Raw genomic sequence first — 24,430 nt, 5'->3', positions numbered from 1 at the left:
TCGCCCGCACCGCACCGCCGACCGCGGGGAGATCTGACGTGGGCGAGCTCGCCGTCGTCGTGGGCGGGATCGTCGTCGTGGCGATCGTCACCGCCCTCGGTCGCCGCCTCAACATCGCGGGTCCGCTCGTGCTCGTGGCGATCGGTCTGCTGCTGGCGCTCCTGCCCTTCGTGCCGAACATCCCGCCGATCGATCCGGAGTGGATCCTCGTCGGCGTGCTGCCGCCGCTGCTGTACTCCTCGGCCGTCTCGCTGCCCGCGATCGAGTTCCGTCGCGACTTCCGGCCGATCGCCGGGCTGTCGGTGCTGCTGGTCGTGGGCAGCGCGGTGCTGCTGGGCTTCTTCTTCTCCTGGGTCATCCCGGGCCTCGACCTGGCGCTCGGCATCGCCCTCGGCGCGATCCTGTCGCCGACGGATGCCGTGGCCACCTCGATCGTCAAGCGCATGGGCATCTCGCCGCGCGTGGTGACGATGCTCGAGGGCGAGAGCCTGCTGAACGACGCCACGGCGCTCGTGCTGCTGCGCACCGCGATCGCCGCCATCGCCGGCGGCTTCTCGTTCGGTCTCACCCTCGGCACCTTCTTCTGGGGCGTGCTCATCGCCCTCGTCGTGGGCGCCATCGTCGGTCTGCTCAACCTCCGTCTGCGCGCGTGGATCGGTCACTCCGCCGCCAACACCGCCATCAGCTTCGCCGTGCCGTTCATCGCCTACATCCCCACCGAGGCCCTGGGCGGCTCGGGACTCGTGGCCGCGGTCGTGGCGGGCATCGTGACGGGGCAGGGGGCCGCCCGGTGGTTCACCGCCGAACAGCGCCTGTCGGAGGAGCTCAACTGGCGCACGATCGAGCTCATGCTCGAGGGCGGCGTCTTCCTCGTGATGGGCCTGGAGCTGTCGGATGTCGTCTCGTCGAACCTCTCCGAGAACGGCGGCCTGTGGAAGGGGACGTCCCTCGCCCTCGCCGCGCTCGGCATCATCGTCGCGGTCCGCGGTGTCTACGTCGCGATCCTCATCTGGACCCAGGGCAAACGCGCGAAGCGGTACGCGCGCGCCGATTGGAGCGGCATCCAAGCGCACATCGACGGGCTGGCCGACGGCACCCGCGCGCCGCGGCGCCCGATCGACGCCGAGAAACTGCAGCGCCGCATTCCGGGCCTGCGCCTGCGCGTCAGCCGGATGATGGCCGACTTCGACTACTACCGCAACGCACCGCTCGGGTGGAAGCACGGCACGATCATCGTGTGGGCGGGGATGCGGGGCGTCGTGACCCTGGCCGCGGCGCAGACCCTTCCCCGCGAGACCGAGCACCGGCCGCTGCTCATCTTCATCGCCTTCATGGTGGCCGTGGTGAGCCTGCTGCTGCAGGGCTTCACGCTCCCCCTCCTCGTGCGGATGCTGCGCATCCCGGTGGAGCCCGCCGGCCCGACCCGCGAAGAGCAGCGCCGCCTCGACGACGAGCTGCGCACCGCCGCCTCGGCCGCCCTGCAGGACCCGGCGCTCGCGCGGCGCGACGGGTCGCCCTTCACGGAACGCATCGTCGACAAGGTGGGGATGCGGCTGGTCGACCCACCCGACGATGACGTGTCGGCGGCCGCGCGCGAAGTGCTGGAGCTGCGACTGGTGCTCATCGAGGCCATGCGCGTGCGACTGATCGAGGTGGGCGCGAGCGGCACCTTCTCGACCGCGGCGCTGCGACACGCTCTGGCCGAGCTCGATGCCGATCAGCTGAGCCTCGAGCTGCGCGTCGACGACGAGGACTGAGGCCTACCGGGTTGCGCCGCATCCGGGAGAGAATGGACGCATGACCGACGCAACCCACGTGCACGACGCTGTGCTCGACGACGCGGTCACGAGCCCCGTGCATCTGCCGCACCAGGCCGCCGAGTGCCCCAAGTGCTTCACCGAGCTCCAGTCCGACCGCAACTGGTGGCGCGCCCGCCCCGCCGGGTCGCGGCTGGTCGGACTCGTCATCAACCGCGACGACATGCCCTCCGTCGTCGCGCAGCGCGATGAGCTGACGCGCTTCGGCGTGCCCATCGACGGCTTCCGTCACCCGGCGCCCGAGACGCTGGAGAGCTGGGAGTCGCGGCTCGCGCGACTGTTCGGCCGCCTGGTCGCGGGCGATGTGCTGGTCGTCGCGAGCGTGCACGCGCTGGGGCGCGACATCGACGAGGAGACACGCACGGTCGCCGAGCTTCATCGCCGGGGCGTCGTGGTCAAGGTGCTCGGCCACAACGGACGCCACCTCTTCGACACCGGCCGCTGACCGCCGTCGGCTAGCCAGCGTCGAAGCGGACATGCACGGCGTACCCACGCACGTCCGTCCCCACCGTCAGCTCCTTGGCCGCGAGAAAGAGGTTCGCTGCACACTCGCCGTCGCTGACGGACGTTGCCTCTACGTGCACGACCTTCGCGGCATCATCGACGCCGGACAGCGTCGGATCGATCGTGCAACCGGCCGATTCCGGAACCGTCAGCACCAATGTCCGCTCATCGAGAACCGCTGACCACAGGGCGGATTCCTCGCCGTTGACCGCCACCATCAGCGCCTCGCCATTGCGACTCTCGACCGGAGAGGCCGGCGTCGCACACGATGCAAGCTGCAGTGACGCCGCAGCGATAGTCGCGAGAGCGAGAAGGCGTCGGATCACAGCAACGGCATGTCGAGGGCGGCTCGCGCGAAGGCGTAGCTGACGGCGAACGCCACCACCAGCAGGATCATCCCCAGCAACGGCGCAGCCACGGCGAACCATCCACGATCGCGGAGAAGATAGATGCTCCCAAGCGCGGCGAATAGGATGACTGCGGCGGCGATGTAGAAGCTGTACATCGCCCATCCGAAAGCGCCGTAGTCACATGACTCCGAGCAACCGGCCACGCTGAGCCGCGAGAACGACGTGATGACAAGGGCGCCGATTGTGACCAGCAGCAGTACGATCCACCAGCCCATCGCGCCCGCGACACGACTCTTCCGCATCGCAACCTCCTGAACACCTTCGCGAGGGCGATCTGTGAGCGGGATTGCTCGTACGCAGGGTATCCCTCCGCCCAGCGCGGACATCCAGATTTCCTTTACGGGCGTTCGGCTGACTGATTGCATAGAGGCGTGGGGCAGGGGGCTCGGCCGCTCACCAAAACGACATACCCGCTCGTCGCCCAGCTCTTCGTCACCTTCGCCCAGGAAGGGGGAACGTTGGACGAGAAGTCGACGGAGCTCGTGAGGGTCATGTGCATCGGATCCCTTGCTTCCGCGGCTGTCCTCCTGGGCATGATCTGGGGCCTCATCGCCGGCTTCGACGACATTCCCCTCCCGATCCTCATCTTGTTTGGAGTTGGCTTCGTCGTAGGCATGGTCGTGACGATCATCCAACTGGTGATGTCATTGAGAGCACGCCCGAGAAGAACGGGCGAACGAGACGGAAACGGATGACCGGTGCAGGCAGCTCCTCTTCCGCTCAGCTCCGCCGGGCAGGCGAGCCCGAGCCGACGGGGGCACCAAGGCTGGCGCTTGGCGCGGCGTGACAGTGTGGGCCGGGACTTGCTTCGGAACTCTTAGCGTTGGCGTGAGTACCGCGTACGCATGGGGACTCGTGTGAAGACACTGCTTCGTTCTGCGGCGATACTCGCGGTCATCCTGGTGTCCGTCGCAACGCTTCTGGTTTCGGCGTCTGGAGGGAACGCGATCCCGTTGGCGTTGCTCAGCGTCGTGACGGTGGCCGGCGCCGTGTGGGTGCTTGCACAGACCCGGAGACGGTAGACCGCGCCGAGCGGCAGCTCGCGACGGCCCAGCTTTCTCCGCAATCCTCTTCGACACCGGCCGCTGACGCGACCGCACGGCTCAGGCGGCGCGCCAGCACCCCACGAGATGGTCGTCGACCAGGCCGGCGGACTGCATCAGCGCGTACATCGTGGTGGGTCCGACGAAACGGAATCCGCGGCGACGGAGCTCTTTGCTCAGAGCGGTCGACTCGACCGTGACGGCGGGAACGTCGGCGAACGAGACGGGCCTCTCCCGCGACGCGAGCGGGCGGAACGACCAGACGAGGGCGTCGAGCTCACCGGGCGCCATCGTGGCCACGATCCCGGCGTTACCGATGACGGCCTCGATCTTGGCGCGGTTGCGCACGATGCCCGCATCCGCCATGAGCTGCTCGATCTCGGCGTCGCCGAAGCCCGCCACGCTCGGTGCGTCGAAGTCCGCGAAGACCTCACGGAACCGCGGGCGCTTGCGCAGGATCGTGATCCAGCTGAGGCCCGCCTGGAACCCCTCGAGGCTCATCTTCTCGAAGAGCGCCCGGTCGCCGTGCAGCGGCCGACCCCACTCCTCGTCGTGATAGCGGATGTACTCGGCATCGCTCCCGCTCCACCCGCACCGCGGGCGCCCGTCCGTGCTCACGAGGTCGATCACACCGCCACCCTAGCCGCGACAGCGGACACGGCCGGGGCGGCGGCGCACCGTCACTTCTTCGACAGCGACTTCTCGGAGACGGGCGCATCGCCCGATGCGACGAGCGCCTCGACGTACGCCCGGGCCTCGTCCTGGCGGGCCTGCTCGGCGCCAGAGGCGATGGGGGCGCGCACGTGCTCGGGCTCGAAGCCCCACGCATCCACGAGGTCCTGCGCGTGGGGACGGAGGCGGGAGGACAGTCGGCCGATGTAGCGCGACACCGCGCCGGCGCGCTGCGTCGACAGGCGCCCGTGCAGCAGGTACCAGGCCAGGTGCTTCTCGATGACGCTGAGGCCGAACAGGTCGCGCAGCCAGGTGAGCACCTGCAGCGTGCCGTCGTCGTTGATGCGGTGGATGGCGTCGGTGAAGGCCTCCCACTGCAGCAGCTCGCCGTGGGCGCGGGCGGCCTCGATCAGGTCGGCCTGGTTCTCGTTGAAGAGCGCCGCGGCCTCGGCCGGGGCGAGCTTGCCCGCGGGACGGAGACGCCCCGCGACATCGGCGACCATCTGCTGCACGCGATCGGCGAGGAGTTCGTGCTGCTGGTCTTCGCGGAGTCCCAGCTCGACCGAGCGCGCCGTCGACCCCAGGTCGGCGACCGACTGGCCCAGGCGACGCAGCCCCGCACCGTGGAACACCTTGCCCGCCGTCTGGCCGACGGCGTACCGGGCGAGCGCCGCGGTGTCCTTGCCCTTGAACTGCCGGGCGAAGTCGGCGAGCAGCCGCTTGCCGACGAGCTGGAGGAGCACGTTGTTGTCACCCTCGAAGGTGACGTACACGTCGAGGTCCGAGCGCAGCCCCACGAGGCGGTTCTCGGCGAGGAACCCGGCGCCGCCGCAGGCCTCGCGGCACTCCTGCAGGGTGTCGAGCGCGTTCCAGGTCGACAGCGGCTTCAGCGCGGCGGCGAGCGTCTCGAGGTCCTCGCGCTCTTCGGACGTGTCGGTGCGCCCCGAGAACACGCCGTCGAACTTCTGCAGGAACTCGTCGTGAGCGAAGGCCTGGGCGTAGACGGTGGCCAGGCGCGGCATGAGCCGGCGCTGGTGCTTGCCGTAGTCGAGGAGCATCACCTCGGGCGTGCCGGCGCCGGAGTCGAACTGGCGACGCTGATTGGCGTAGGTGACCGCGATCTTCAACCCCAGCGCCGATGCCGTGGTGGCGGCGCCGTCGAGCGAGATGCGTCCCTGCACGAGCGCGCCCAGCATGGTGAAGAAGCGTCGGCCGGGACTCGAGATCTCGCTCGAGTACGAACCGTCCGCGGCGACGTCGCCGTAGCGGTTGAGCAGGTTCTCGCGGGGCACGCGCACCTGGTCGAAGTGCAGGCGTCCGTTGTCGATGCCGTTCAGCCCGCCCTTGACGCCGTCGTCCTCGCCACCGATGCCGGAGAGGAACTGCCCCTCCTCGTCGCGGATCGGCACGAAGAAGCAGTGCACGCCGTAGTTGACGCCACCCGTGATCAGCTGCGCGAAGACGGTCGCGGCCCGCCCGTGCAGGGCGGCGTTGCCGAGGTAGTCCTTCCAGGCGCCGCGGAACGGCGTGTGGATGACGAACTCCTCGGTGTCGGCGTCGTACGTCGCCGTGGTGCCGATGGCGGCCACATCCGAGCCGTGTCCCGTCTCGGTCATCGCGAACGCCCCGGGGAGCGCGAGCGAGGCCACATCCGCGAGCCACCGGTCGTGGTGCTTCTTGGTGCCGAGCTGCTGGATGGCGGCCCCGAAGAGCCCCCACTGCACGCCCGCCTTGATCTGCAGGCTGGGGTCGGCCAGCACGAGCTCTTCGAAGCCGGCGATGTTGGCGCCGTTGTTGTCGATGCCGCCGTACTCGGCGGGATAGGCCCGGGCCGCGGCGCCGTTGTCGACGAGGAGGTGCAGCTGGCTGAGCACACGCTCACGGTGCTCGGCGACGGTCTGACCGTCGATGCGCCAGAACGCGGAGTCCTTGATCATCTCGCGGGCGTCCCGGCGGGTGTCGGCCCAGGTGCCCAGCAGCAGGTCGTTGACGGCCCGCAGGTCGATCCGCGCCTCGGCGGCCTGCGCGGCGGTGTGCGGCGCCTCCGGGGCACCGCCGGCGGGGGTGCGCGTGCTGGAGGCCGGTGTGGTGGAACGGACGACGGCGTCGGTCATGAGGTCACCCTTCGGTGGGATCGGGAGAACACCCCCGACGGTAGGAGGCACACAACGCCTGCCCAACTCGATTGGATGTGTTCCACAAGCGGCCGGGGTGATGCGGCGCGAACGGGTTGTGCCTGCGCTACATCTGCCGCGTTGTGCTTCGCCCGCGATGACGACGGGGTCAGGCCGGGGCGTCGAGGCGGTCCATCGCCGCCTGGATCGCCACGGCGGCCGCTCCCCGCGCCCAGGCGGGGAAGCCGGACTCGTCGACGTGGATGTCGAGCGGCTGCGCCAACGGATCGCGTCCCGCCTCGATGGCGGCGCGCACGAGGGGTTCCACGAGGGCGAACAGGGCGACGCCCTCGCCCGCGAGGACGACCGAGGACTGCAGACTGAAGTTGGCGGCGAGCGCGATCATGCGCCCGAGCGCCGTCCCGGCGGCGTCGATGACGGCGCGGGCAGCGGGCTCCCCCTCGGCGGCGAGCGCGAGCGCCTGGTCGTAGTCGACCGGACGCCGCAGCGCCGCAGACACCTGCGCGGCGATCGATCCCGCCGAGAGCATCGCCTGCGCGCACCCGCGGTGACCGTCCTGGCAGAGGGGTCCGTACGGGTCGAGCGGGATGTGGCCGCCGGTCCCTGCGGTGGCATCGGGGGTGTGCACGACGTCGCCGCCGACGACGAGCCCGTAGCCGACGCCGGCACCGATCGTGAGGGTCGCGAAGCCCGACATCCCCCGGCCCAGCCCGAACCACCGCTCGGCCTCGGCCAGAGCCACGACGTCGTTCTCGACGGAGACGGGAACGCCCAGCGCCTGTTCCAACCGGCGCGCCAGCGCCACGTCCTGCCACTCGAGGAAGGGCGCGTGGCGCACGACACCGTCGTGCACCACACCGCCCACACTGATGCCGATGCCCGCGAGATCGGAGACCGCGAGAGCACCGACGACCTCGACGACCTGGGCGATGACCGCATCCGGGTCACGGGCGAGGATGCGGCGCTCCTCTCCCCGCAGCGACTCGGCACGGATGTCGGTCGCCACGGCGTAGACCCGGTCGCCCGTCAGCTTCACACCCACGAACGATCCCAGTCCCGGCGCGATGTCGAGCGGGCGCGAGGGGCGTCCGACCGAGCCGTCGGCGACGTCATCCAGTTCGACGATCACACCGCGCTCGAGCAGCGGCTTGGCGAGGCGGGTGAGACTGGCCGGCGACAACCCGAGCGTGGAGGTGAGCGCGCTGCGCGAGAGGGGACCGTGGATGAGGACGGCTTTGGCCAGGGCCACTTCGCTCTCGCTGACCATCCAGTTCGCTCCCCTTCGTGCGCTTTCGTTCCATCTTGGCACGAAGCCGAACGAATTCGACGCCTCCGCGCGCGCCGAGACCCTTCTTGACCGCCTAGTTAATTCCGTGCTAGAAGTAATCCCATGTTCAACGACGACGCATCCGCCGCCGCGCCCCTGCCCCCCACGGTGGCCCACCTCCGCCGCGACGGGACGAGCGTCGTCGTCGATCTGACGCCCGGGAGCACCCCGAGCATCGTGCACTGGGGCGAGGATCTGGGCGCCGCATCCGACGACGAACTGCGATCGCTCGCGACGGCCGCGCACGCCCAGCGCATCTCGGGCGGACTCGACACCACGGCCACGCTGAGCCTGCTGAGCACCGACGCCAGCGGATGGGCGGGATCACCCGGCCTGCAAGGACACCGACCGGACGGCGGCGGCGTGAGCGCGCTCCTGACGCTGCGTCATGCGGATGCCACCGCGCACGCCCTCGCCATCGACCTCCGCGACGACGAGGCCGGGCTCCGCGCCCGCATCGACCTGCGGCTGCGCGAGGGCGGCGTGCTCGCCCAACGGATCAGTCTGCGCAACGCCGGCGACGACGCGTACACGGTGACCTCGCTCCAGGCGAGCTTCCCCGTGCCGTGGGACGCCACCGAGATCCTCGACACGAGCGGACGCCACCTCCGCGAGCGGTCGTCGCAGCGCCACGCCTTCACCTTCGGCACGCACCTCCGCGAGAGCCGCCGCGGGCGCCCCGGCGCCGACGCCACGCTGCTGCTGGCAGCGGGCCGCCCCGGCTTCGGGTTCGAGACCGGGCGCGTGCACGCCGTGCACCTGGGATGGAGCGGCAACACCCGCATCCTCGCCGAGCGCACCCCCACGGGCGACGCCTTCCTCGCCGCCGGCGAACTGCTCGGCCCCGGCGAGCTCACCCTCGCCCCCGGCGCCGAGACCACCACGCCGTGGGCCTACGGGTCCTGGGGCGACGGGCTCAACGAGATGGCCGGGCGGTTCCACGACATGTGGCGCGCCCGCCCGCAGCACCCCGCCCGCCCCCGCCCCGTCACGCTCAACACCTGGGAGGCCGTCTACTTCGACCATTCGCTCGACACGCTCACGCGTCTGGCGGATGTCGCCGCCACCGTCGGCGTGGAGCGCTATGTGCTCGACGACGGGTGGTTCCTCGGCCGTCGCGACGACACCGCCGGCTTGGGCGACTGGACGGTCGACCCGGCCGTCTGGCCGCAGGGACTGCATCCGATCGTCGACCATGTGACCTCGCTCGGCATGGAGTTCGGGCTCTGGGTGGAGCCCGAGATGGTCAACCCCGACAGCGAGCTCGCGCGGGCCCACCCGGACTGGATCCTGCGCGGCCGGACGGATCTGCCGCCCTCCGCGCGTCAACAGCAGGTGCTCGATCTCAGTCGACCCGAGGCCTACGCCCACATTCGCGATGCGCTCACGGCGCTGCTCGCGGAGTACCCCATCTCCTATCTGAAGTGGGATCACAATCGCGATCTCGTCGACGCCGGCTCCGGCCCGGGCGGCGGTGCGCGCGTGCACGCCCACACCCGTGCGGTGTACCGGCTGCTCGACGAGCTGAAGAGCGCGCACCCGGGCCTTGAGATCGAGAGCTGCGCCTCGGGCGGAGCCCGCGTCGACCTCGGCATCCTCGACCGCACCGACCGGATCTGGACGAGCGACTGCCTCGACCCGATCGAGCGCCTGGAGAACCAGCGGTACACCTCGCTCGTCGTCCCGCCCGAGATGATGGGCATGCACCTCACCACACCGCACGTGCACTCCACGAACCGCACGGTGTCGCTGAGCCTCAGCGGCGCCGTCGCCCTGTTCGGCCACTTCGGCATCGAGTGGGACGTCACCACCCTCACCGACGACGAACGGGATGCGGTCGCCGCCTGGGTCGCGCTGTCGCAGCGGGTGCGCCCGCTGGTCGCCACGGGACGCAGCATCCACGTCGACACGGGCGAGGAGGCGCTCGACGTGCGCGGAGTCGTCGCCGACGACGGCGCCTCGGCGTTCTTCACCCTCACGCAGGTCACCTCGATGGTCGCGTCCCCCGGCGGACGCGTGCGTCTTCCCGGGCTCGACCCCGATCGGTCCTACCGCCTCCGCGTGGCGACGCCCGGCGGCCTCGTGCAGGAACCGGCCCAGTCGCCGCTCGTCTGGGCGCACCAGGACACCGTGCTCTCGGGGCGGGCGCTGGGCGCCGTCGGCGTGCGCCCTCCGGTCCAGCACCCGCAGCAGGCCGTCGTCCTCGAGCTCACCGCTGTCTGATCCCTTCCATCCCCCCGCGCAAGGAGGCGCTTCCATGAGATCCAGAACCGTACGAGCCGCGGTCGCGGCCGTCGGCGTCGTCGTCACCGCTCTCGCGGTGAGCGGCTGTGCCGGCGGAGACGATCAGGTGACCACACTCGACTTCTTCCAGTTCAAGGGAGAGGCGACCGGGGACTTCGCCACGATCATCGACGAGTTCGAGGCGCAGAACCCCGACATCCGCATCGTGCAGAACCAGGTGGCGGATTCCGAGACCCTGATCCGCACCCTGCTGGTGAAGGACCGCACGCCCGACGTCATCACCTTGAACGCCAACGGCAACTTCGGGCGCCTTGCCGAGGCCGGCGTCTTCTACGACTTCAGTGATGAGCCCGTGCTCGACACGATCAACCCCGGTGTGCAGGAGATCCTCGCGCAACTCGGCAACGCCGACGGCGAGGTCAACAGCCTCGGCTACGTCAACAACGCCAACGGCATCATCTACAACCGGGCGATCTTCGCCGAGCAGGGCCTGGGGGTTCCCGAGACCTGGGACGAGCTCATCGCACTGTGCGACACCTTGGTCGAGCGGGGCATCACCCCGTTCTCGACATCGCTCGCCGAGAACTGGACCGCGATGCCGTCGTGGAACGGCATCGGGGCGTACTACAGCCAGGACGGCTTCTTCGACGAGATGCGCGCCGAGGGGGAGAACGTCGGACCCGATGCTCCGGCGTCGTTCGAGAAAGACTTCCCGGAAGCGATGGCGCAGCAGGCGCAGCTGTTCCAGTACTCGCAGGACGGCTACCGCGGCGCGTCCTACGACGACAGCACCTCGCTGTTCGCGCAGGGAGGCGCCGCGATGATGCTCCAGGGCATCTGGGCACTCAGCCCGGTCAAGGCGGTCAACCCCGACATCGACGCGGCCATCTTCCCCTACCCGGTGCCCGAGGATCCCGACGACCGCGTGTTGGTCTCGGGCGTCGACGTCACCGTGACGATGGCGCGCGACACCCCCCACCGGGAAGAGGCGCTCCGCTTCATCGAGTTCCTCTTCCAGCCCGAGATCATCGAACGCTTCGCGGCATCGCAGACCATGGTCCCCTCCGTCGTCGGCGCCGAGCTGAGCGACGACCCCGCGCTGCAGTCGGTCGCGCCGTACTTCGACGAGGGCCGGATCACCGGGTTCATCGATCACCAGGTACCCACCGCCATCCCCGTGGTCGGCGTCGTGCAGCAGTTCCTGTACGACGACAACGCAGATGCAGCACTGCGCACCCTCGACAACGAGTGGCGCAAGGTCGCCGCCCGCACGATCACTCCGAAGGAGGACTGAGATGGCCGCCCTCACCGCATCCGAGGCCACCCGCGCATCGTCGGCCTCCCGGAGACGGACCGCAACGCCCCGCCGGCGCGGAGCGCTCGCACCGCGTGCGTACTACTGGTTCGTCTGGCCCGCCGTGCTCGCGTTCGCCGCGTTCCACACGCTGCCCGTCATCATCGGCGTGTTCTTCAGTTTCACGAACTACGCCGGGTATGGGACCTGGGACTTCGTGGGCATCGCGAACTACCTGAACATCTTCCGGGACGACCGCGTACTCGAGGCCTACGGGTTCTCGTTCCTGTTCGCGATCGTGGCCACCGTGGCCACCAACGCCATCTCGCTCGCGATCGCGATGGGGCTCAACGCCAAGATCCGCGCACGGAACTTCTGGCGCGGCGTGTACTTCGTTCCCTACATCCTCGCGGTGCTCGTCGTCGGATACGTGTTCCAGTTCCTGTTCTCGAACTCGCTGCCGAAGATCCTCGAGGGCATCCCCCTGTTCCGCGACAACATCCTCACGAACCCCGACTGGGCCTGGACGGCGGTCGTCGTGCTCGCGGTGTGGCAGGCGTGCGCGTTCTCGATCATCATCTATCTCGCCGGTCTTCAGACCATTCCCGCCGACATCTACGAAGCGGCATCCATCGACGGGGCCAGCGGCGCCCGGCAGTTCCGCTCGATCACCTTCCCCCTCATCAGCGCCTTCTTCACGATCAACGTGGTGCTGAGCCTGAAGGGGTTCCTGCAGGTGTTCGACCCGATCATCGCCCTCACCAACGGCGGGCCGGGCACGTCGACCGAATCGGTCACGATGCTCATCTTCCGCGGCGGATTCTCGGGCGGCGAGTTCGCCTACCAGACCGCGAACGCGGTGATCTTCTTCGTGGTGATCACGATCGTCTCGCTCCTCCAATTCCGGGTCCTTCAGCGCAGAGAGGCCGACTTCTGATGTCCAGCTCCGTCACCACCCCCATCGAGGCCGACTCGACCACCGCGATCGTGCTCCCCCGCCGGCGGCGCCGAGGCGGCGCGGACGAAACCGATACGCGACGCACCAACTGGTGGGCGACAGCGCTGATCGCGGTGTGCTCGCTGACCGTGATCATCCCGCTCTACCTCGCTGTCGCCGTCGCGCTGAAGACGCCGGCTCAGCTCGCGGCGGGCACGGGCTTCGAGCTGCCCTGGCCGATCAACTGGGGCAACTTCGCCGTGGCGTGGGAGCGCACCGACTTCCCGCAGGCTCTGCTGAACACCGCGATCATCACCGTGGGCTCGGTCGTGTTCACGCTGTTCACGAGCTCGCTCGTGGCCTACGCACTGGCGCGGAACCTGCACCGGCCGTTCTTCAAGGGCGTGTTCTACTACCTGCTCGCGGCATTGTTCATCCCGTTCCCGATCATCATGCTGCCGCTGGTCAAGCAGACCTCGCTGCTCGGGCTCGACAACCCCGCGGGCATGATCGTGCTCTACACGATCTACGGCCTCAGCCTGAACATCTTCATCTACACCGCCTTCATCCGCTCGATCCCGATCGAGCTCGAAGAGGCGGCGCGGATGGACGGCGCCTCGACCTGGCGGGTCTTCCGTCAGATCGTGTTCCCCCTGCTGATGCCGATGAACGCCACGGTCGGCATCCTCACGTGCGTCTGGGCGTGGAACGACTTCATCATGCCGCTCGTGGTGCTCACCTCGCCTTCGGATCGCACGCTCTCGCTCGCGCAGTACGTGTTCCAGGGGCAGTACAACACCGACTACACCGTCGCGTTCGCGTCGTACCTGATGGCGATGGCACCGCTGCTGCTGGTCTACATCTTCTCGCAGCGCTGGGTCATCTCCGGAGTCATGCGCGGTTCCATCAAGTAGTCGGATCGGTGTGCGCGCGGATGTCGGATGCCGCGCGCACACTGGATGCGGGAGGCGCACGATGACGATCGCACTCACGCTCTGGGGCCCCGATGACCTCGCGGTGCTGGAACGCTCCAACACCCCGGCCATGACGCGGCATCTCGGTGGCCCCGAGACCGACGCGCAGGTGCGTGAGCGCCAGGCCCGGTATCTGCGGCTGAACACCTCGGGCGAGGCGCAGATGTACCGCATCGACCTCGACGGGGTGGCCGTCGGCGGCATCGGGTTCTGGCGGATCGACCACGACGGCGAGCCGTCCTACGAGACGGGCTGGGGCGTCGAGACCGCGTACCAGGGGCGCGGCATCGCCCGCGAAGCGCTGCGGCAGATCATCGGGCTCGCACGGGCCCGCGGTGACCGGCGTCTGCTGGTCGCCTACCCGGGGGCAGACAACCCCGCATCCAACGCGCTCTGCCGAGGTGCCGGCTTCGTGCGCGGCCGCACGTTCACCGAGCCCTGGCGCGGCGGCGAGCTCACCGTCACGGCCTGGGCGCTCGATCTGACGTCGCCGAGCGGAGTGTGAGGATCGAGTCGGGCTCGGCGTGAGCGCGATCGGGCGGGTCAGCCGCGCGATCGCGCGGGTCAGGCGCGCGCGATGACCTCGAGTACCGCCTCGCCGTAGGCGTCGCGCTTCTTGGCGCCGATGCCGGTGATGCCGTCGAGGTCGCCCATGCTGCCCGGGCGATGCTCGGCGAGGGCACGGAGGGTGGCGTCGCCGAAGACGATGTAGGCCGGAACCCCCTGCTCGCGCGCGGTCTGCGCGCGCCACTCGCGGAGCGCTTCGAACAGCCCGCGATCGCCCTCGGGGAGGCTGTCGGAGGCCGACGACTTGCGCGCCCGCGACCCTCCGCCGCCGCTCGGCCGGCCGATGACGTCACGGCGCAGCGGCACCGGGGTGTCACCGCGCAGCACGCCGCCGGCCTCCTCGCCGAGGGCGAGCGTGCCGTAGTCGCCGCGCGCGACCAGGATGCCGCGGGCCAGCAGCTGCCGGACGATGCTGCGCCAGTCCTGGTCGGAGAGGTCGGCGCCCAGTCCGTAGGTGGCGAGCTCGTTGTGGCGCTGCTGCCGGATGCGCTCGGTGTCGGCGCCGCGCAGGATGTCGATGATCTGCCCGGCACCGAACGACTGGTTGCGCTCGCGCTGCAACCGCACGACGGTCGACAGCAGCTTCTGCGCCGGCACGAGCCCGTCGTAGGTCTCGGGCGGGGTCAGGCAGGTGTCGCAGTTGCCGCACGGCTCGGAGGGCTGGCCGAAGTAACCCAGAAGGTTCTGCCGGCGGCATCCCACCGTCTCGCAGAGCGCCAGCATGGCGTCGAGATGCTGGCCGAGCCGCATCTTGTACGAGCGATCGCCCGGGCTCTGGTCGATCATGCGGCGCTGCTGGACGACATCGCCCAGTCCGTATGCCATCCACACGACGGACGGATCGCCGTCGCGACCCGCACGGCCCGTCTCCTGGTAGTAGCCCTCGACGGACTTCGGCAGGTCGACGTGCGCCACGAAACGCACGTCCGGCTTGTCGATGCCCATGCCGAACGCGATCGTCGCGACCATGACCACACCGTCGTCGCGCAGGAATCGCGACTGGTGCGTCGCCCGCATCTCGGCCGGGAGACCCGCGTGGTACGGCAGCGCGTCGAGCCCCTGCGCGCGCAGGTACTCGGCGGTCTGCTCGACGCTCTTGCGGCTCAACGCGTAGACGATGCCGGCGGAGTTCTCGGGCTGGGAGCGGATGAACGACACGAGCTGCCGACGCGGATCGACCTTCGGCTCGACCCGGTACTGGATGTTGGGACGGTCGAAGCTGGCGACGAAGTGCCGGGCGTCGTCGAGATGAAGCCGCTCGGTGATCTCCTTGTGGGTGGCGTGCGTCGCCGTGGCGGTGAGCGCCATCCGCGGCACACCCGGGAACAGCTCGCCGAGCCCGCCGAGCGCGAGGTAGTCGGGGCGGAAGTCGTGGCCCCACTGCGACACGCAATGGGCCTCGTCGATCGCGATGACGCTGAGCGTGCCCCGCTTCAGGAGCGCGGTGGTCGCCGCGAGGTTCAGGCGCTCGGGCGCCACGTAGAGCAGGTCGAGCTCTCCCGCGACGTACGCGCGCTCGACCGCGGCACGCTCGGTCGGGCTCTGCGTGGAGTTGAGGAACGCCGCGCTCACGCCGTTGGCCAGCAGCGCCTCGACCTGGTCGTGCATGAGGGCGATCAGGGGGCTCACGACCAGGCCCGTGCCCGGTCGTGCCATCGCCGGCACCTGATAGGTCACGCTCTTGCCGCCACCGGTGGGCATGAGCACGATGGCGTCGCCGCCGCCCATGACGTGGGCGACGATCTCGGCCTGATCGCCGCGGAACGCGTCGTACCCGTAGACCTGCTTGAGCACATCGCGCGGGTCGGAGCCCGTCAGATCGCGGCGGGGTGCGGCGGGAGCCGGGTCTTCGGGCGGGATCCAGCCGTCATCCGGCGGCGCGAGATCGTAGGGCGGGCCCGCGGCCGGACTCGGCTCGTACGCCAGGTCGTACGGGGGCTCCTCTTCGAGCGGCGGAGCCCACGCATCCGGCGGGGTGTCCCAGGGATCCGGATGCGACGAACTCATCCCTCCAGCGTAACCAGGCCCACCGACGCCCCGCGCCGTCAGCACCAGCGATCGGCGAGACCCGACACGACGTTCAGATTGCGGTTGGTGGCGACGCCCAGGAGCTTCGCGGCGGCGAGGGGATCGACCGTGCCGTCGGCGTACCCCGGGCCGAGGAGCGCGTGCGCCGCCCGGCCCCGCACCACCATCTCGCCCATCGGCCCGCTCGTAGCCTCCACCTGGGCCGCCGCCTCGGCGCTCAGCTCCTCTTTGAGGAGGTACACGTAGTGGCGCGCGAGCCCCGGCCGCGCCGCCGACAGCTCCCGGGCGGTCTCGGCGATGTCGACGAACTCGGGCACCGTGAACACGATCGTCGGCACGTCGAACCCGCGGTCGGCGGCGAACGCCCGCTCGAGTGACTCCTCGATACGCCGGCGCGACCGCATCCGCGTGGTGAATCGCACGTTGCCGGTGTTGAGGTGCGTCACGACCTCGTCGAACCCGAGCGAGGTGACCGTGCGGCGGATGTCGTCTTTGGGGAAGACCCGCTTCGCTCCGAGGTTGATGGCGCGAAGGAACGCGAGGTGGGTCGGCACCGGCCCATTGTGGCGTGCCGACGCCCGCGGCGGAAGGGGTGGGGTGGTGGGGGTGGGTGGTGCTGGGGGTGGGTGGTGCTGGGGGTGGGTGGTGCTGGGGGTGGGGGCTTCTGCTGGCTTCTGCTGGCTTCTGCTGCCGAGCGGAGGAGATCCACCCGGCGGAGGATCGACCGGGCCACATCCGCCCTCCGCTCGCTCGATCTCCTCCGCTCAGCACGGTAAGGCGCCGGCCGGCCGGCGGATGCGGTGACCCGAGCCCGTGCGGGAGGAGCGGCAGGACGGCTCCGCGTCAGGGGAACGACGCCTTGAGGGCGAGGATGCGGCGAGCTGCGTCGTCGACCTTGTCCGCGAAATCGGGGTCGGTGCGGGCGCGGTCGAGGACGGCACCGTACATCTCGGGGAACACCGAGGCATCGGCCGAGAGCAGCAGCAGGTCGACGCCCGCATCCACCGCGAGAAGCGCCCGATCGGCCGGGGCCCACTTCTCGACCTGGGCGGGAGCCGACAGGTCGTCCGTCATCACGACGCCGTCGAAGCCGAGGTCCTCCCGCAGCAGACCGGTCACGACGGGCGCCGAGAAGGCGGCGGGCGCGGTCGGGTCGATGCGCTCGTACACCGCGGTCGCCATCATGACCACCGAGGGTCCCTCGGCGAGCAGCGTGCGATAGACGGCCACATCCGGAGCGTCGGCGCCGACCTCGGTGTCGACGACGTCGGAGGCGTAGTCGGTGTTGCCGGTGACGCGGCCGAGCCCCGGGAAGTGCTTGATCGTGGGCAGGATCCCCGCGTCGCGCATGCCCTGCGCGAATGCTCCGGCCTTGCCCGCGATGGTGGCCTCGTCGTAGCCGTAGTGGCGGTTGTAGATGCCGATGGGCTGATTGAGGCGCGATGTCTCGGGGCTCGTGATGATGTCGGCGACCGGCGCGAGGTTCATGTCGATCCCGGCGGCGGCCAGCTGCGAGCCCCACCGCGCAGCATCCGTTCGGAGCGTCGCGTCGTCGCGCTGCGCCGACGTGAGCGCGGTCGGCATCTGCTCGAAGCCGTCGCCGGCGAGCACCTGCACGTCACCGCCCTCCTGGTCGGTCGCGACCCACAGATGCGGGGCGGATGCGGGGTGCACCGCGGTGAACTGAGCCACCAGCGCGGCGGTGCCCGCGGTTCCCGCGGTGGATCGCCCGTGCAGGAAGATGCCGCCGATACCCGGGTCGGCGATGGCCGCGAGGGTCGTCGGATCGGCACCGTCGACCGAGGTGCCCACCATGAACAGCTGTCCGACGCGCTGCTCCAGCGTCAGGGCGTCGATCGGATCGACCGCCGTCGGAGTGGGCGACGGCGTGGGCGATGCCGCTGTGGGCGAGGGCACCGGGGCGGGCCGCTCGGCGGCGCAGCCGGCGAGCGCGACGCCCAGCACGGCCGCCAGGGCAGCCGCCACCCTCATCCGTCGCGCGATCCTCATCCCCCCAGTCTCCCCCGCCCCCGCCGTGAATGCGCCCCGCCATCTCCCGGCCGACCTCCCCCGCCGAGCATCGCGCCGTGCTTCCCGGCCGCGCTCCCCGCCGCGCTTCCCGGCCGCGCTTCCCCGCCGAGCTCCCCGGCCGCGCTTCCCCGCCGAGCGCACACCCCGTCGCCGAAAGGACATCCCGGACGGTATGCGCTCGACGACAGGATGTGCGCTCGGCGAGAAGAGACGGGCCCGTCACGGGAGGAACCCCGCGGCGGATGCCTCACGCTCCTCCCTCCCGGGGCTCCCCCGGTCGAGCGCACATCCCGTCACCGAAAGGACATCCCGGACGGTATGCGCTCGACGACAGGATGTGCGCTCGGCAATGGAGACGGGTCCCCGAGAGGCAGCACCGGCCGAAGGGCAGCACCGACGGCGGGCTAGAGGCGGAGGACCTGGGTGACGGTGACGACGGCGGTGCCCTCCTCGGCGGATGCGGGGAGATCCACCCGCGCTCGGATGCGCCAGTCGTGGTCGCCCTCCGGGTCGTCGAGGATCTGCTCGACCGTCCAGAAGCCGGCGCCGGCCTCGGACTCGTCGATCGCGCACAGCGCGGGCGAGCGGGCGGGACCGCCGGTGAGCAGGGCGTCGTGATCGGCGAAGTACCCGTCGAGGGCCTCGGGCCATCCCGCATCCGGGTCGAGGGCGACGAGGTCGTCGTCGCGTTGCAGCGCCGCGAGCTGCACGCGGCGGAACATCTCGTTGCGCACCAGCACGGTGAACGCCCGGCGGTTCGCGACGACCGAGGGCGGCGCGGGCGGGACGACGGGTTCGTCGGGATCGCCCGGGTTGACCAGCCGCTCCCACTCGTCGACCAGGCTCGAGTCGACCTGTCGTACCAGCTCCCCCAGCCACTCGATCAGATCGAGCAACTGCTCGGTGCGCGCTTCGGCCGGCACCGTCTGACGGATCGCCCGGTACGCATCGCTGAGATAGCGCAGCACCAGGCCCTCGCTGCGCCCCAGCTGGTACCACGACACGAACTCGCCGAACGAGAACGCCTGCTCGAACATGTCGCGCACGACCGACTTGGGACGCAGCTCGAAGTCCCGCACCCAGGGCTGGCTCGACGCGAACACCTCGAACGAGTCCGCCAGCAGGTCGGCGAGGGGCTTGGGGTGGGTCACGGCCTCGAGCGCCGCCATCCGCTCCTCGTACTCCACGCCGTCGCGCTTCATCGCCGCGACCGCCTCGCCGCGCGCCTTGAACTCCTGCTGCGCGAGCACGGGACGCGGATCGTCGAGCGTCGCCTCGATCACGCTGACGACATCGAGCGCGTAGTGCCCGCTGCCGGCTGTGCGCCCGGCGCCGACCCTCGCGCCGCCGGCCGACGGCGCCGCATCCTCACCCAACGCTTCTCGGAGATCCGCGCCGTTCTCGGAGGTTTCGGGCGCGACGGTCCGAAAAACGTCGGATTCTCCGAGAACCGGCTCGCCCGGCACACCAGCACCCGCCGCTCCACCAGCGCCCGGCGCACCAGCACCCGCCGCACCCGCCTCCACCGAGGGCCCCCGGCCGACCTCGATGCCCGGATCGAGCAGGCCGATCGCGGCGAGCGCGAAGGGCGAGAGCGGCTGGTTGAGGGCGAAGTTGGGCTGCAGGTCGACGGTGAGCCGGACGCGGCCGCCCTCCGTCACCTCGACGATGTCGGCGGTGCGGAGGGTGCGGAAGATCGCGATCGCCCGGCGCGCGAGCGCGTAGCGGCGCGCGCGGGGCTCGTGGTTGTCGAAGACCAGCGAGCGCACGTTCTCGAACACGTCGCCGCCGCGGGCGATGACGTTGATGAGCATGGCCGCCGTGAGCTGCATCTGCGGCACGAGCGGCTCGGGCTCGGCGACGACGAGGCGGTCGAACGACCCCTCGCCCCAGTTCACGACGCCGGTCGGCGCCTTCTTGCGCACGATCTTCTTGCGTTTGGATGCGTCGTCGCCGGCCTTCGCCAGGGCCACCGCGTTCTCGATCTCCCACTCAGGGGCCATCACCACGACGTTGCCCGAGGTGTCGTACCCCGCGCGTCCCGCGCGCCCCGCGACCTGGTGGAACTCGCGGGCGCTGAGCTGCCGCATCCGCGTGCCGTCGAACTTCGACAGAGCCGTGATCAGCACGGTGCGGATCGGCACGTTGATGCCGACCCCCAGGGTGTCGGTGCCGCAGATGACCCGCAGGAGCCCGCGCTGAGCGAGGGTCTCGACGAGGCGCCGGTACCGGGGCAGCATGCCCGCGTGGTGCACGCCGATGCCGGCCCGCACGAGCCGCGACAGCGTCTTGCCGAACGCGGTGGTGAAGCGGAATCCGCCGATCGCCTCGGCGATCTCGTCGCGCTGCGTGCGGGTGGCGACCTTGACGCTCGCGAGCGCCTGCGCGCGCTCCATGGCCTGCGCCTGCGAGAAGTGCACGATGTAGACCGGCGCGTCGCCGTTCTCGAGCAGCGCCTCGACCTGCTGCTGGATGGGGATGCGCGCGTACGCGAAATGCAGCGGCACGGGCCGCTCGACACCGGTCACCTCGACAGTGGGACGCCCGGTGCGCCGCGACAGATCGGCGGTGATCGCCGTGACGTCGCCGAGGGTCGCCGACATCAGCAGGAACTGCGCCCGGGGCAGGAGCAGCAACGGCACCTGCCAGGCCCAGCCGCGGTCGGGGTCGCCGTAGAAGTGGAACTCGTCCATCACGACCTGGTCGACATCGGCGTCCGCGCCCTCGCGGAGCGCAAGGTTCGCCAGGATCTCGGCCGTGCAGCACACGATCGGCGCATCCGGATTGACCGAGGAATCGCCCGTGACCATGCCGACGTTCTCCGCCCCGAAGATGTCGACCAGGGCGAAGAACTTCTCGCTCACGAGTGCCTTGATGGGCGCGGTGTAATAGGTGCGCCCCCCGCGGGCGAGGCAAGCGGCATGGGCGGCCACCGCGACGAGCGACTTACCGGTGCCGGTCGGGGTCGACAGCACGACGTTCGCCCCCGACACGAGCTCGATCGCCGCTTCGTCCTGCGCGGGATACAGCGTGAGGCCGCGCCCGATCGTCCAGTCCACGAACGCGTCGTAGACCGCGTCCGCGTCGTCCCCGGCGGTCCGGGCGAGTTCGGCGAGAGAAGCGGTCACCGTCCGAGTCTGCCTGATCGCACCCGATGAACCGCCCGGACGGCCGAACCCGACCGCCCTGAGGCGGAGGTACCGTGAAGCACAGCCACGAGAGGACCCGCCATGGCCGAACCGCAGGATGTCCGCGTCGAGCGTGCCGACGACCGTTACGTCATCACGGTGGACGGCCACGAGGCCGGGTTCACCCGCTTCCGACCCGACGCCGAGGGCCGGCTCGTCTTCCCCCACACGGTGGTCGATCCCGCCTTCAGCGGTCGAGGGCTCGCGACGACGCTCGTCGCCGAGGCGATGGCGGATGTGGCGGCGCGGGGCGAGACGGTCGTGCCCCGCTGCCCGTTCGTGGTGCGGTACCTGCAGACGCACGAGGTGGCGGACCTGCGCATCGACTGGCCCGACGCATGACCCGCCTGGATGCGGACGCCGACGTCCACACCGAGGGCGCCGTCGAGTGCGACGGCCCGCGCCGGGTCGTGCTCGACAGCCGCGAGGTGCCGCTGGGCGGACTCCGCGGCATGCAGGTGATGCGCGCCCTGCCGCAGCGCGAGCTGCCGATGATCGGCGCCTGGTGCTTCCTCGACCGTTTCGGGCCGCAGGAGACCCTGATGCGGGTCGAGCCGCATCCGCACATCGGATTGCAGACGGTGACGTGGCCGTTGGTGGGCGAGGTGCGCCACCGCGACGGCGTCGGCAGCGATGTGCTCATCGCGCGCGGCCAGTTGAACCTCATGACCAGCGGCGCGGGCATCGCGCATTCCGAGTACTCGCTCGGCGACGACCCGATCCCGCTCGACGCACTGCAGCTGTGGGTGGCCCTGCCCGAGTCGCGACGGCACGGTGCGGCCGCCTTCGAGCAGCACACGGATCTGCCGCACCTCTCGCTGCCCGCCGAGGCTGGCGACGCCGCCTCGGCCACCGTGGTGCTGGGCGAGTTCGCCGGGGTGCACTCCCCCGCCACGACCTACACCCCCATCGTGGGGGCCGAGATCGTGGTGCCCGCCGGCGGCCGCGTGCGCGTGCCGCTGCGCCGCGATTGGGAGTACGCCCTGGTGCCCGTCGAGGGCGCACCCGTCGTCGAGGATGGCGATCCGCTCGGGGTCATGCAGCTGCTGTATCTGGGGCGGGGCCGCGACGGCGCGGTGATCGACGCGGGCCCCGACGGGGCGGTCGTCTTCCTCCTCGGTGGCGAGCCGTTCGAGGACGAGATCGTGATGTGGTGGAACTTCGTGGCGCGCGAGCACGAGGAGATCGAGGCGGCCCGCGAGGCGTGGGAGGCCGGTGACGAGAGGTTCGCGCCCGTCGTCGGCCACGGCCCCGAGCGGGTCCCGGCGCCGCCGCTGCCCGGGGTCAGGCTCACGCGCCGCCGACGCCGTCTCTGACGCGGGAAACTACCCAGACCGATCCGCCCCCGGCGTGCTCTGCCGCTACCGTCGAGGCGAGACCCGCCGCGTCCTGTCGCGCCCGGCCTCCGGATCCGAGGGGGAACCATGTCGACGAGACGACCACTCACACCCGGCGCATGGTGGCGACGCGGTGCGGCGCTGCTCACGGCGACCGCCGTGCTGGCGGCGCTGGCACCCGCGGCGCACGCGGCAGAACCCGGGACGGGAAGCCTGGCGGGCGTCATCCGCTCCGCCGCCGGCACACCCCTCGCCGGCACCGCGGAGCTGACCGGCGACGACGGCTTCCACACGAGCGTGCGGACCGCCGATGACGGCCGCTACATCGCGACCGGCCTTCCCATCGACGACTACACCGTGCGGTTCCTGCCGGATGCGGTGTCGACCGAGGAAGCCCCGTTCGGGTACACGGCGCGCTACTTCATCGACGCCGCCTTCGCCGAGGGCGCCGAGCCCGTCGAGGTGCTGCAGGGCGACACCGAGGGAGTGGATGCGGCGCTGCGCCCCGCGGGACGCGTCGGCGGCACGATCACCCGCGCGGCCGATGCCCCGCAGGCCGTCGTCGACCTCGTGCCGTCGGACATGCCGCTGCCCGAGGACCCCTGGTACACCGGCATCGCGCTGGACGAAGTGGATGCCGACGGCTCCTTCACGGTCGACGCGGCACCGGGCGCCTACACGCTCGCCGTGTACGTCGCGACCGAGGACGGGTACGACATCGTGGCCCTCCGCGACGTGACCGTGCAGTCGGCCGTGCAGAACCCGGATGTCGCGATCGACCTCTCGGGCGGGCTGGACGTCACCCTCATCCGCCCCGGCGGCGCACCCGTGACCGGGATGGAGGTCGCCGCGTCCGCCGGCGGCGGCGTCACGCACTACGCCGTCACGGATGGGGCCGGCACCGCGCGATTCACCGGTCTCACCCCCGGCACCTACGCGATCTCGGTCGTGGCGGTGCCCGACGGCTCGCCGTTCTCCGTCCTCTTCGTCCGCGGCATGCCCGTCGTCTCGCAGCGCACCTCGGATCTCACCTCCGAGCTGGGCGACCCGCTGGGCGAGGGATGGCGGATCGAGGGCGCCACGATCACCGACGACGGCGAGGTGCTGCTGGCGCCCGGTCCCGTCAGCATCACACTGCCGGACTCCGTCGAACTCGACAGCGCGAGCTTCGTCTTCTCCGGCGACGACGAGGATCAGCCGGTGCGCGGCGAGTTCGTGCAGAACGCGGATGACAGCTGGACCGCCACGTTCGATCCCGGCACCCGGGTCGACCGGCTCAACCTCGGCATCCGCCAGGAGTTCGATCTGGGACTCAGCGCCCAGACCATCGTGCGCGTCGCCCGCCCCGTGGTGCCGCACGCGGACCGCCTGACGGACGACACGCGCCAGGGCGTCGTCGCCGGCGCCTCGGTCGCGGTGGGAGCCGCGGCGACGGTGTCGGGTCTGGCGCCGAACGAGTGGTACTTCGCGTGGTGGTTCTCATCCCCCACCGCAGGAGGATGGCTGCGCGCCGACGCGTCCGGCGCGCTGACCGCCCCTGTTCCGGCGGGCATCACGGCGGGAGCGCACGCGCTCGCGTTCGTGACGACGGATGCGGCCCTCGCCGGGTGGACGCCGATCACCGTGACCGCGGCCACCGACGGCGGCGGTGACGGAAACGGCGGCGGCAACGGCAACGCGGCGCTTCCGGCGCGGCTGGCCGAATCCGGAGCGCCCGCGCCCTGGCCCTGGGCGTTCGGCGCGATGCTGCTCATCGGCGCCGGTGCGATGGCGCTCCGCCGCCGCACCGTCTGAGCCCCGCGCGGGCGCAGACCGCGAACGACGAAGGGGGCGGCCCGCGCGGGACGCCCCCTTCGTCGTTGCTCAGCGGCGCCCCCCTTGGGTCTGCCCCCGGCTGGTCTCCATTCACGCCCACAGACCTC

General features: G+C 70.7%; 20 protein-coding genes. 11 read left to right on the top strand and 9 right to left on the bottom strand.

The annotated features are described in order from the left end of the window. Positions 1-38: 38 nt before the first annotated feature. Complete coding sequence (locus tag AB0N73_RS10555) at positions 39-1,757, top strand: sodium:proton antiporter (RefSeq protein ID WP_363563164.1); 1,719 nt, start codon at positions 39-41, stop codon at positions 1,755-1,757. 40 nt (positions 1,758-1,797) lie between these two features. Further along, positions 1,798-2,262, top strand: a complete 465-nt coding sequence (locus tag AB0N73_RS10550; protein WP_363563162.1) for a recombinase family protein — start codon at positions 1,798-1,800, stop codon at positions 2,260-2,262. A 10-nt stretch (positions 2,263-2,272) separates the two neighbouring features. Here the strand turns inward: AB0N73_RS10550 and AB0N73_RS10545 are convergent, their stop codons facing one another. After that, on the bottom strand, positions 2,273-2,647 hold the full coding sequence (locus AB0N73_RS10545) for a hypothetical protein (RefSeq protein WP_363563160.1): 375 nt from the start codon (positions 2,645-2,647) through the stop codon (positions 2,273-2,275). After that, positions 2,644-2,973 (bottom strand): hypothetical protein, encoded by a 330-nt coding sequence (locus AB0N73_RS10540; RefSeq protein ID WP_363563158.1) that lies wholly within the window; start codon positions 2,971-2,973, stop codon positions 2,644-2,646. The genes AB0N73_RS10545 and AB0N73_RS10540 overlap by 4 nt, the downstream gene beginning before the upstream one ends. Before the next feature lie 129 nt (positions 2,974-3,102). Here AB0N73_RS10540 and AB0N73_RS10535 point away from each other — a divergent pair, with 129 nt between their 5' ends. Continuing rightward, positions 3,103-3,426: a hypothetical protein gene (locus AB0N73_RS10535; protein WP_363563156.1), complete on the top strand. Its 324-nt coding sequence runs from the start codon at positions 3,103-3,105 to the stop codon at positions 3,424-3,426. Between the two features lie 408 nt (positions 3,427-3,834). On the opposite strand, the gene AB0N73_RS10530 is transcribed toward AB0N73_RS10535, so the two are convergent. The 3 genes from AB0N73_RS10530 to AB0N73_RS10520 form a co-directional block, all read right to left on the bottom strand. Then, the gene (locus tag AB0N73_RS10530; RefSeq protein WP_363563292.1) at positions 3,835-4,401 is read right to left on the bottom strand and encodes a DNA-3-methyladenine glycosylase I; all 567 of its coding nucleotides are present in this window, start codon (positions 4,399-4,401) and stop codon (positions 3,835-3,837) included. Between the two features lie 53 nt (positions 4,402-4,454). Further along, positions 4,455-6,560, bottom strand: coding sequence for an acyl-CoA dehydrogenase (locus AB0N73_RS10525; RefSeq protein WP_363563154.1), 2,106 nt, complete (start codon positions 6,558-6,560; stop codon positions 4,455-4,457). Positions 6,561-6,729: 169 nt separating this feature from the next. Next, positions 6,730-7,848, bottom strand: a complete 1,119-nt coding sequence (locus AB0N73_RS10520) for an ROK family protein (protein WP_363563152.1) — start codon at positions 7,846-7,848, stop codon at positions 6,730-6,732. 123 nt (positions 7,849-7,971) lie between these two features. On the opposite strand from AB0N73_RS10520, the gene AB0N73_RS10515 reads away from it, so the two are divergent. The 5 genes from AB0N73_RS10515 to AB0N73_RS10495 all read left to right on the top strand — a co-directional run bounded on the left by AB0N73_RS10515 (position 7,972) and on the right by AB0N73_RS10495 (position 13,862). Next, positions 7,972-10,131 carry an alpha-galactosidase gene (locus tag AB0N73_RS10515; protein ID WP_363563150.1) on the top strand — a complete coding sequence of 720 codons (2,160 nt, stop codon included), beginning with the start codon at positions 7,972-7,974 and terminating at the stop codon, positions 10,129-10,131. 34 nt (positions 10,132-10,165) lie between these two features. Then, positions 10,166-11,446 (top strand): extracellular solute-binding protein, encoded by a 1,281-nt coding sequence (locus tag AB0N73_RS10510; RefSeq protein WP_363563148.1) that lies wholly within the window; start codon positions 10,166-10,168, stop codon positions 11,444-11,446. A gap of 1 nt (position 11,447) precedes the next feature. Continuing rightward, positions 11,448-12,383: a sugar ABC transporter permease gene (locus AB0N73_RS10505; protein WP_363563146.1), complete on the top strand. Its 936-nt coding sequence runs from the start codon at positions 11,448-11,450 to the stop codon at positions 12,381-12,383. Continuing rightward, a complete protein-coding gene (locus AB0N73_RS10500; RefSeq protein WP_363563144.1) occupies positions 12,383-13,297 on the top strand; it encodes a carbohydrate ABC transporter permease in 915 nt (304 codons plus the stop codon). The genes AB0N73_RS10505 and AB0N73_RS10500 overlap by 1 nt, the downstream gene beginning before the upstream one ends. Positions 13,298-13,358: 61 nt before the next feature. Continuing rightward, entirely contained in the window at positions 13,359-13,862 is a 504-nt protein-coding gene (locus AB0N73_RS10495) for a GNAT family N-acetyltransferase (protein WP_363563142.1), read from the top strand. Positions 13,863-13,921: 59 nt separating this feature from the next. Here AB0N73_RS10495 and recQ read toward each other — a convergent pair whose 3' ends face one another. The 4 genes from recQ to AB0N73_RS10475 all read right to left on the bottom strand — a co-directional run bounded on the left by recQ (position 13,922) and on the right by AB0N73_RS10475 (position 21,111). Next, complete coding sequence (recQ, locus tag AB0N73_RS10490) at positions 13,922-15,931, bottom strand: DNA helicase RecQ (protein ID WP_363563140.1); 2,010 nt, start codon at positions 15,929-15,931, stop codon at positions 13,922-13,924. Between the two features lie 38 nt (positions 15,932-15,969). Then, entirely contained in the window at positions 15,970-16,506 is a 537-nt protein-coding gene (locus AB0N73_RS10485) for a DUF1697 domain-containing protein (protein ID WP_363563138.1), read from the bottom strand. A gap of 289 nt (positions 16,507-16,795) precedes the next feature. Then, a complete protein-coding gene (locus AB0N73_RS10480; RefSeq protein WP_363563136.1) occupies positions 16,796-17,962 on the bottom strand; it encodes a glycoside hydrolase family 3 N-terminal domain-containing protein in 1,167 nt (388 codons plus the stop codon). A 425-nt stretch (positions 17,963-18,387) separates the two neighbouring features. Beyond that, positions 18,388-21,111 carry a DUF3516 domain-containing protein gene (locus AB0N73_RS10475; RefSeq protein ID WP_363563134.1) on the bottom strand — a complete coding sequence of 908 codons (2,724 nt, stop codon included), beginning with the start codon at positions 21,109-21,111 and terminating at the stop codon, positions 18,388-18,390. Between the two features lie 102 nt (positions 21,112-21,213). On the opposite strand from AB0N73_RS10475, the gene AB0N73_RS10470 reads away from it, so the two are divergent. The 3 genes from AB0N73_RS10470 to AB0N73_RS10460 all read left to right on the top strand — a co-directional run bounded on the left by AB0N73_RS10470 (position 21,214) and on the right by AB0N73_RS10460 (position 24,302). Further along, positions 21,214-21,513 (top strand): GNAT family N-acetyltransferase, encoded by a 300-nt coding sequence (locus AB0N73_RS10470; RefSeq protein ID WP_363563132.1) that lies wholly within the window; start codon positions 21,214-21,216, stop codon positions 21,511-21,513. Continuing rightward, positions 21,510-22,487: a pirin family protein gene (locus AB0N73_RS10465; RefSeq protein ID WP_363563130.1), complete on the top strand. Its 978-nt coding sequence runs from the start codon at positions 21,510-21,512 to the stop codon at positions 22,485-22,487. Before AB0N73_RS10470 ends, AB0N73_RS10465 begins: the two co-directional genes overlap by 4 nt. Positions 22,488-22,595: 108 nt before the next feature. Further along, positions 22,596-24,302: a carboxypeptidase-like regulatory domain-containing protein gene (locus AB0N73_RS10460; RefSeq protein ID WP_363563128.1), complete on the top strand. Its 1,707-nt coding sequence runs from the start codon at positions 22,596-22,598 to the stop codon at positions 24,300-24,302. Positions 24,303-24,430: the final 128 nt, after the last annotated feature.

The organism is Microbacterium sp. NPDC089189 (genome assembly GCF_040685095.1).
Lineage (GTDB): Bacteria > Actinomycetota > Actinomycetes > Actinomycetales > Microbacteriaceae > Microbacterium.
The sequence above is the reverse complement of the archived record's forward strand: the minus strand, read 5'-3'. Positions and strand labels throughout refer to the sequence as shown.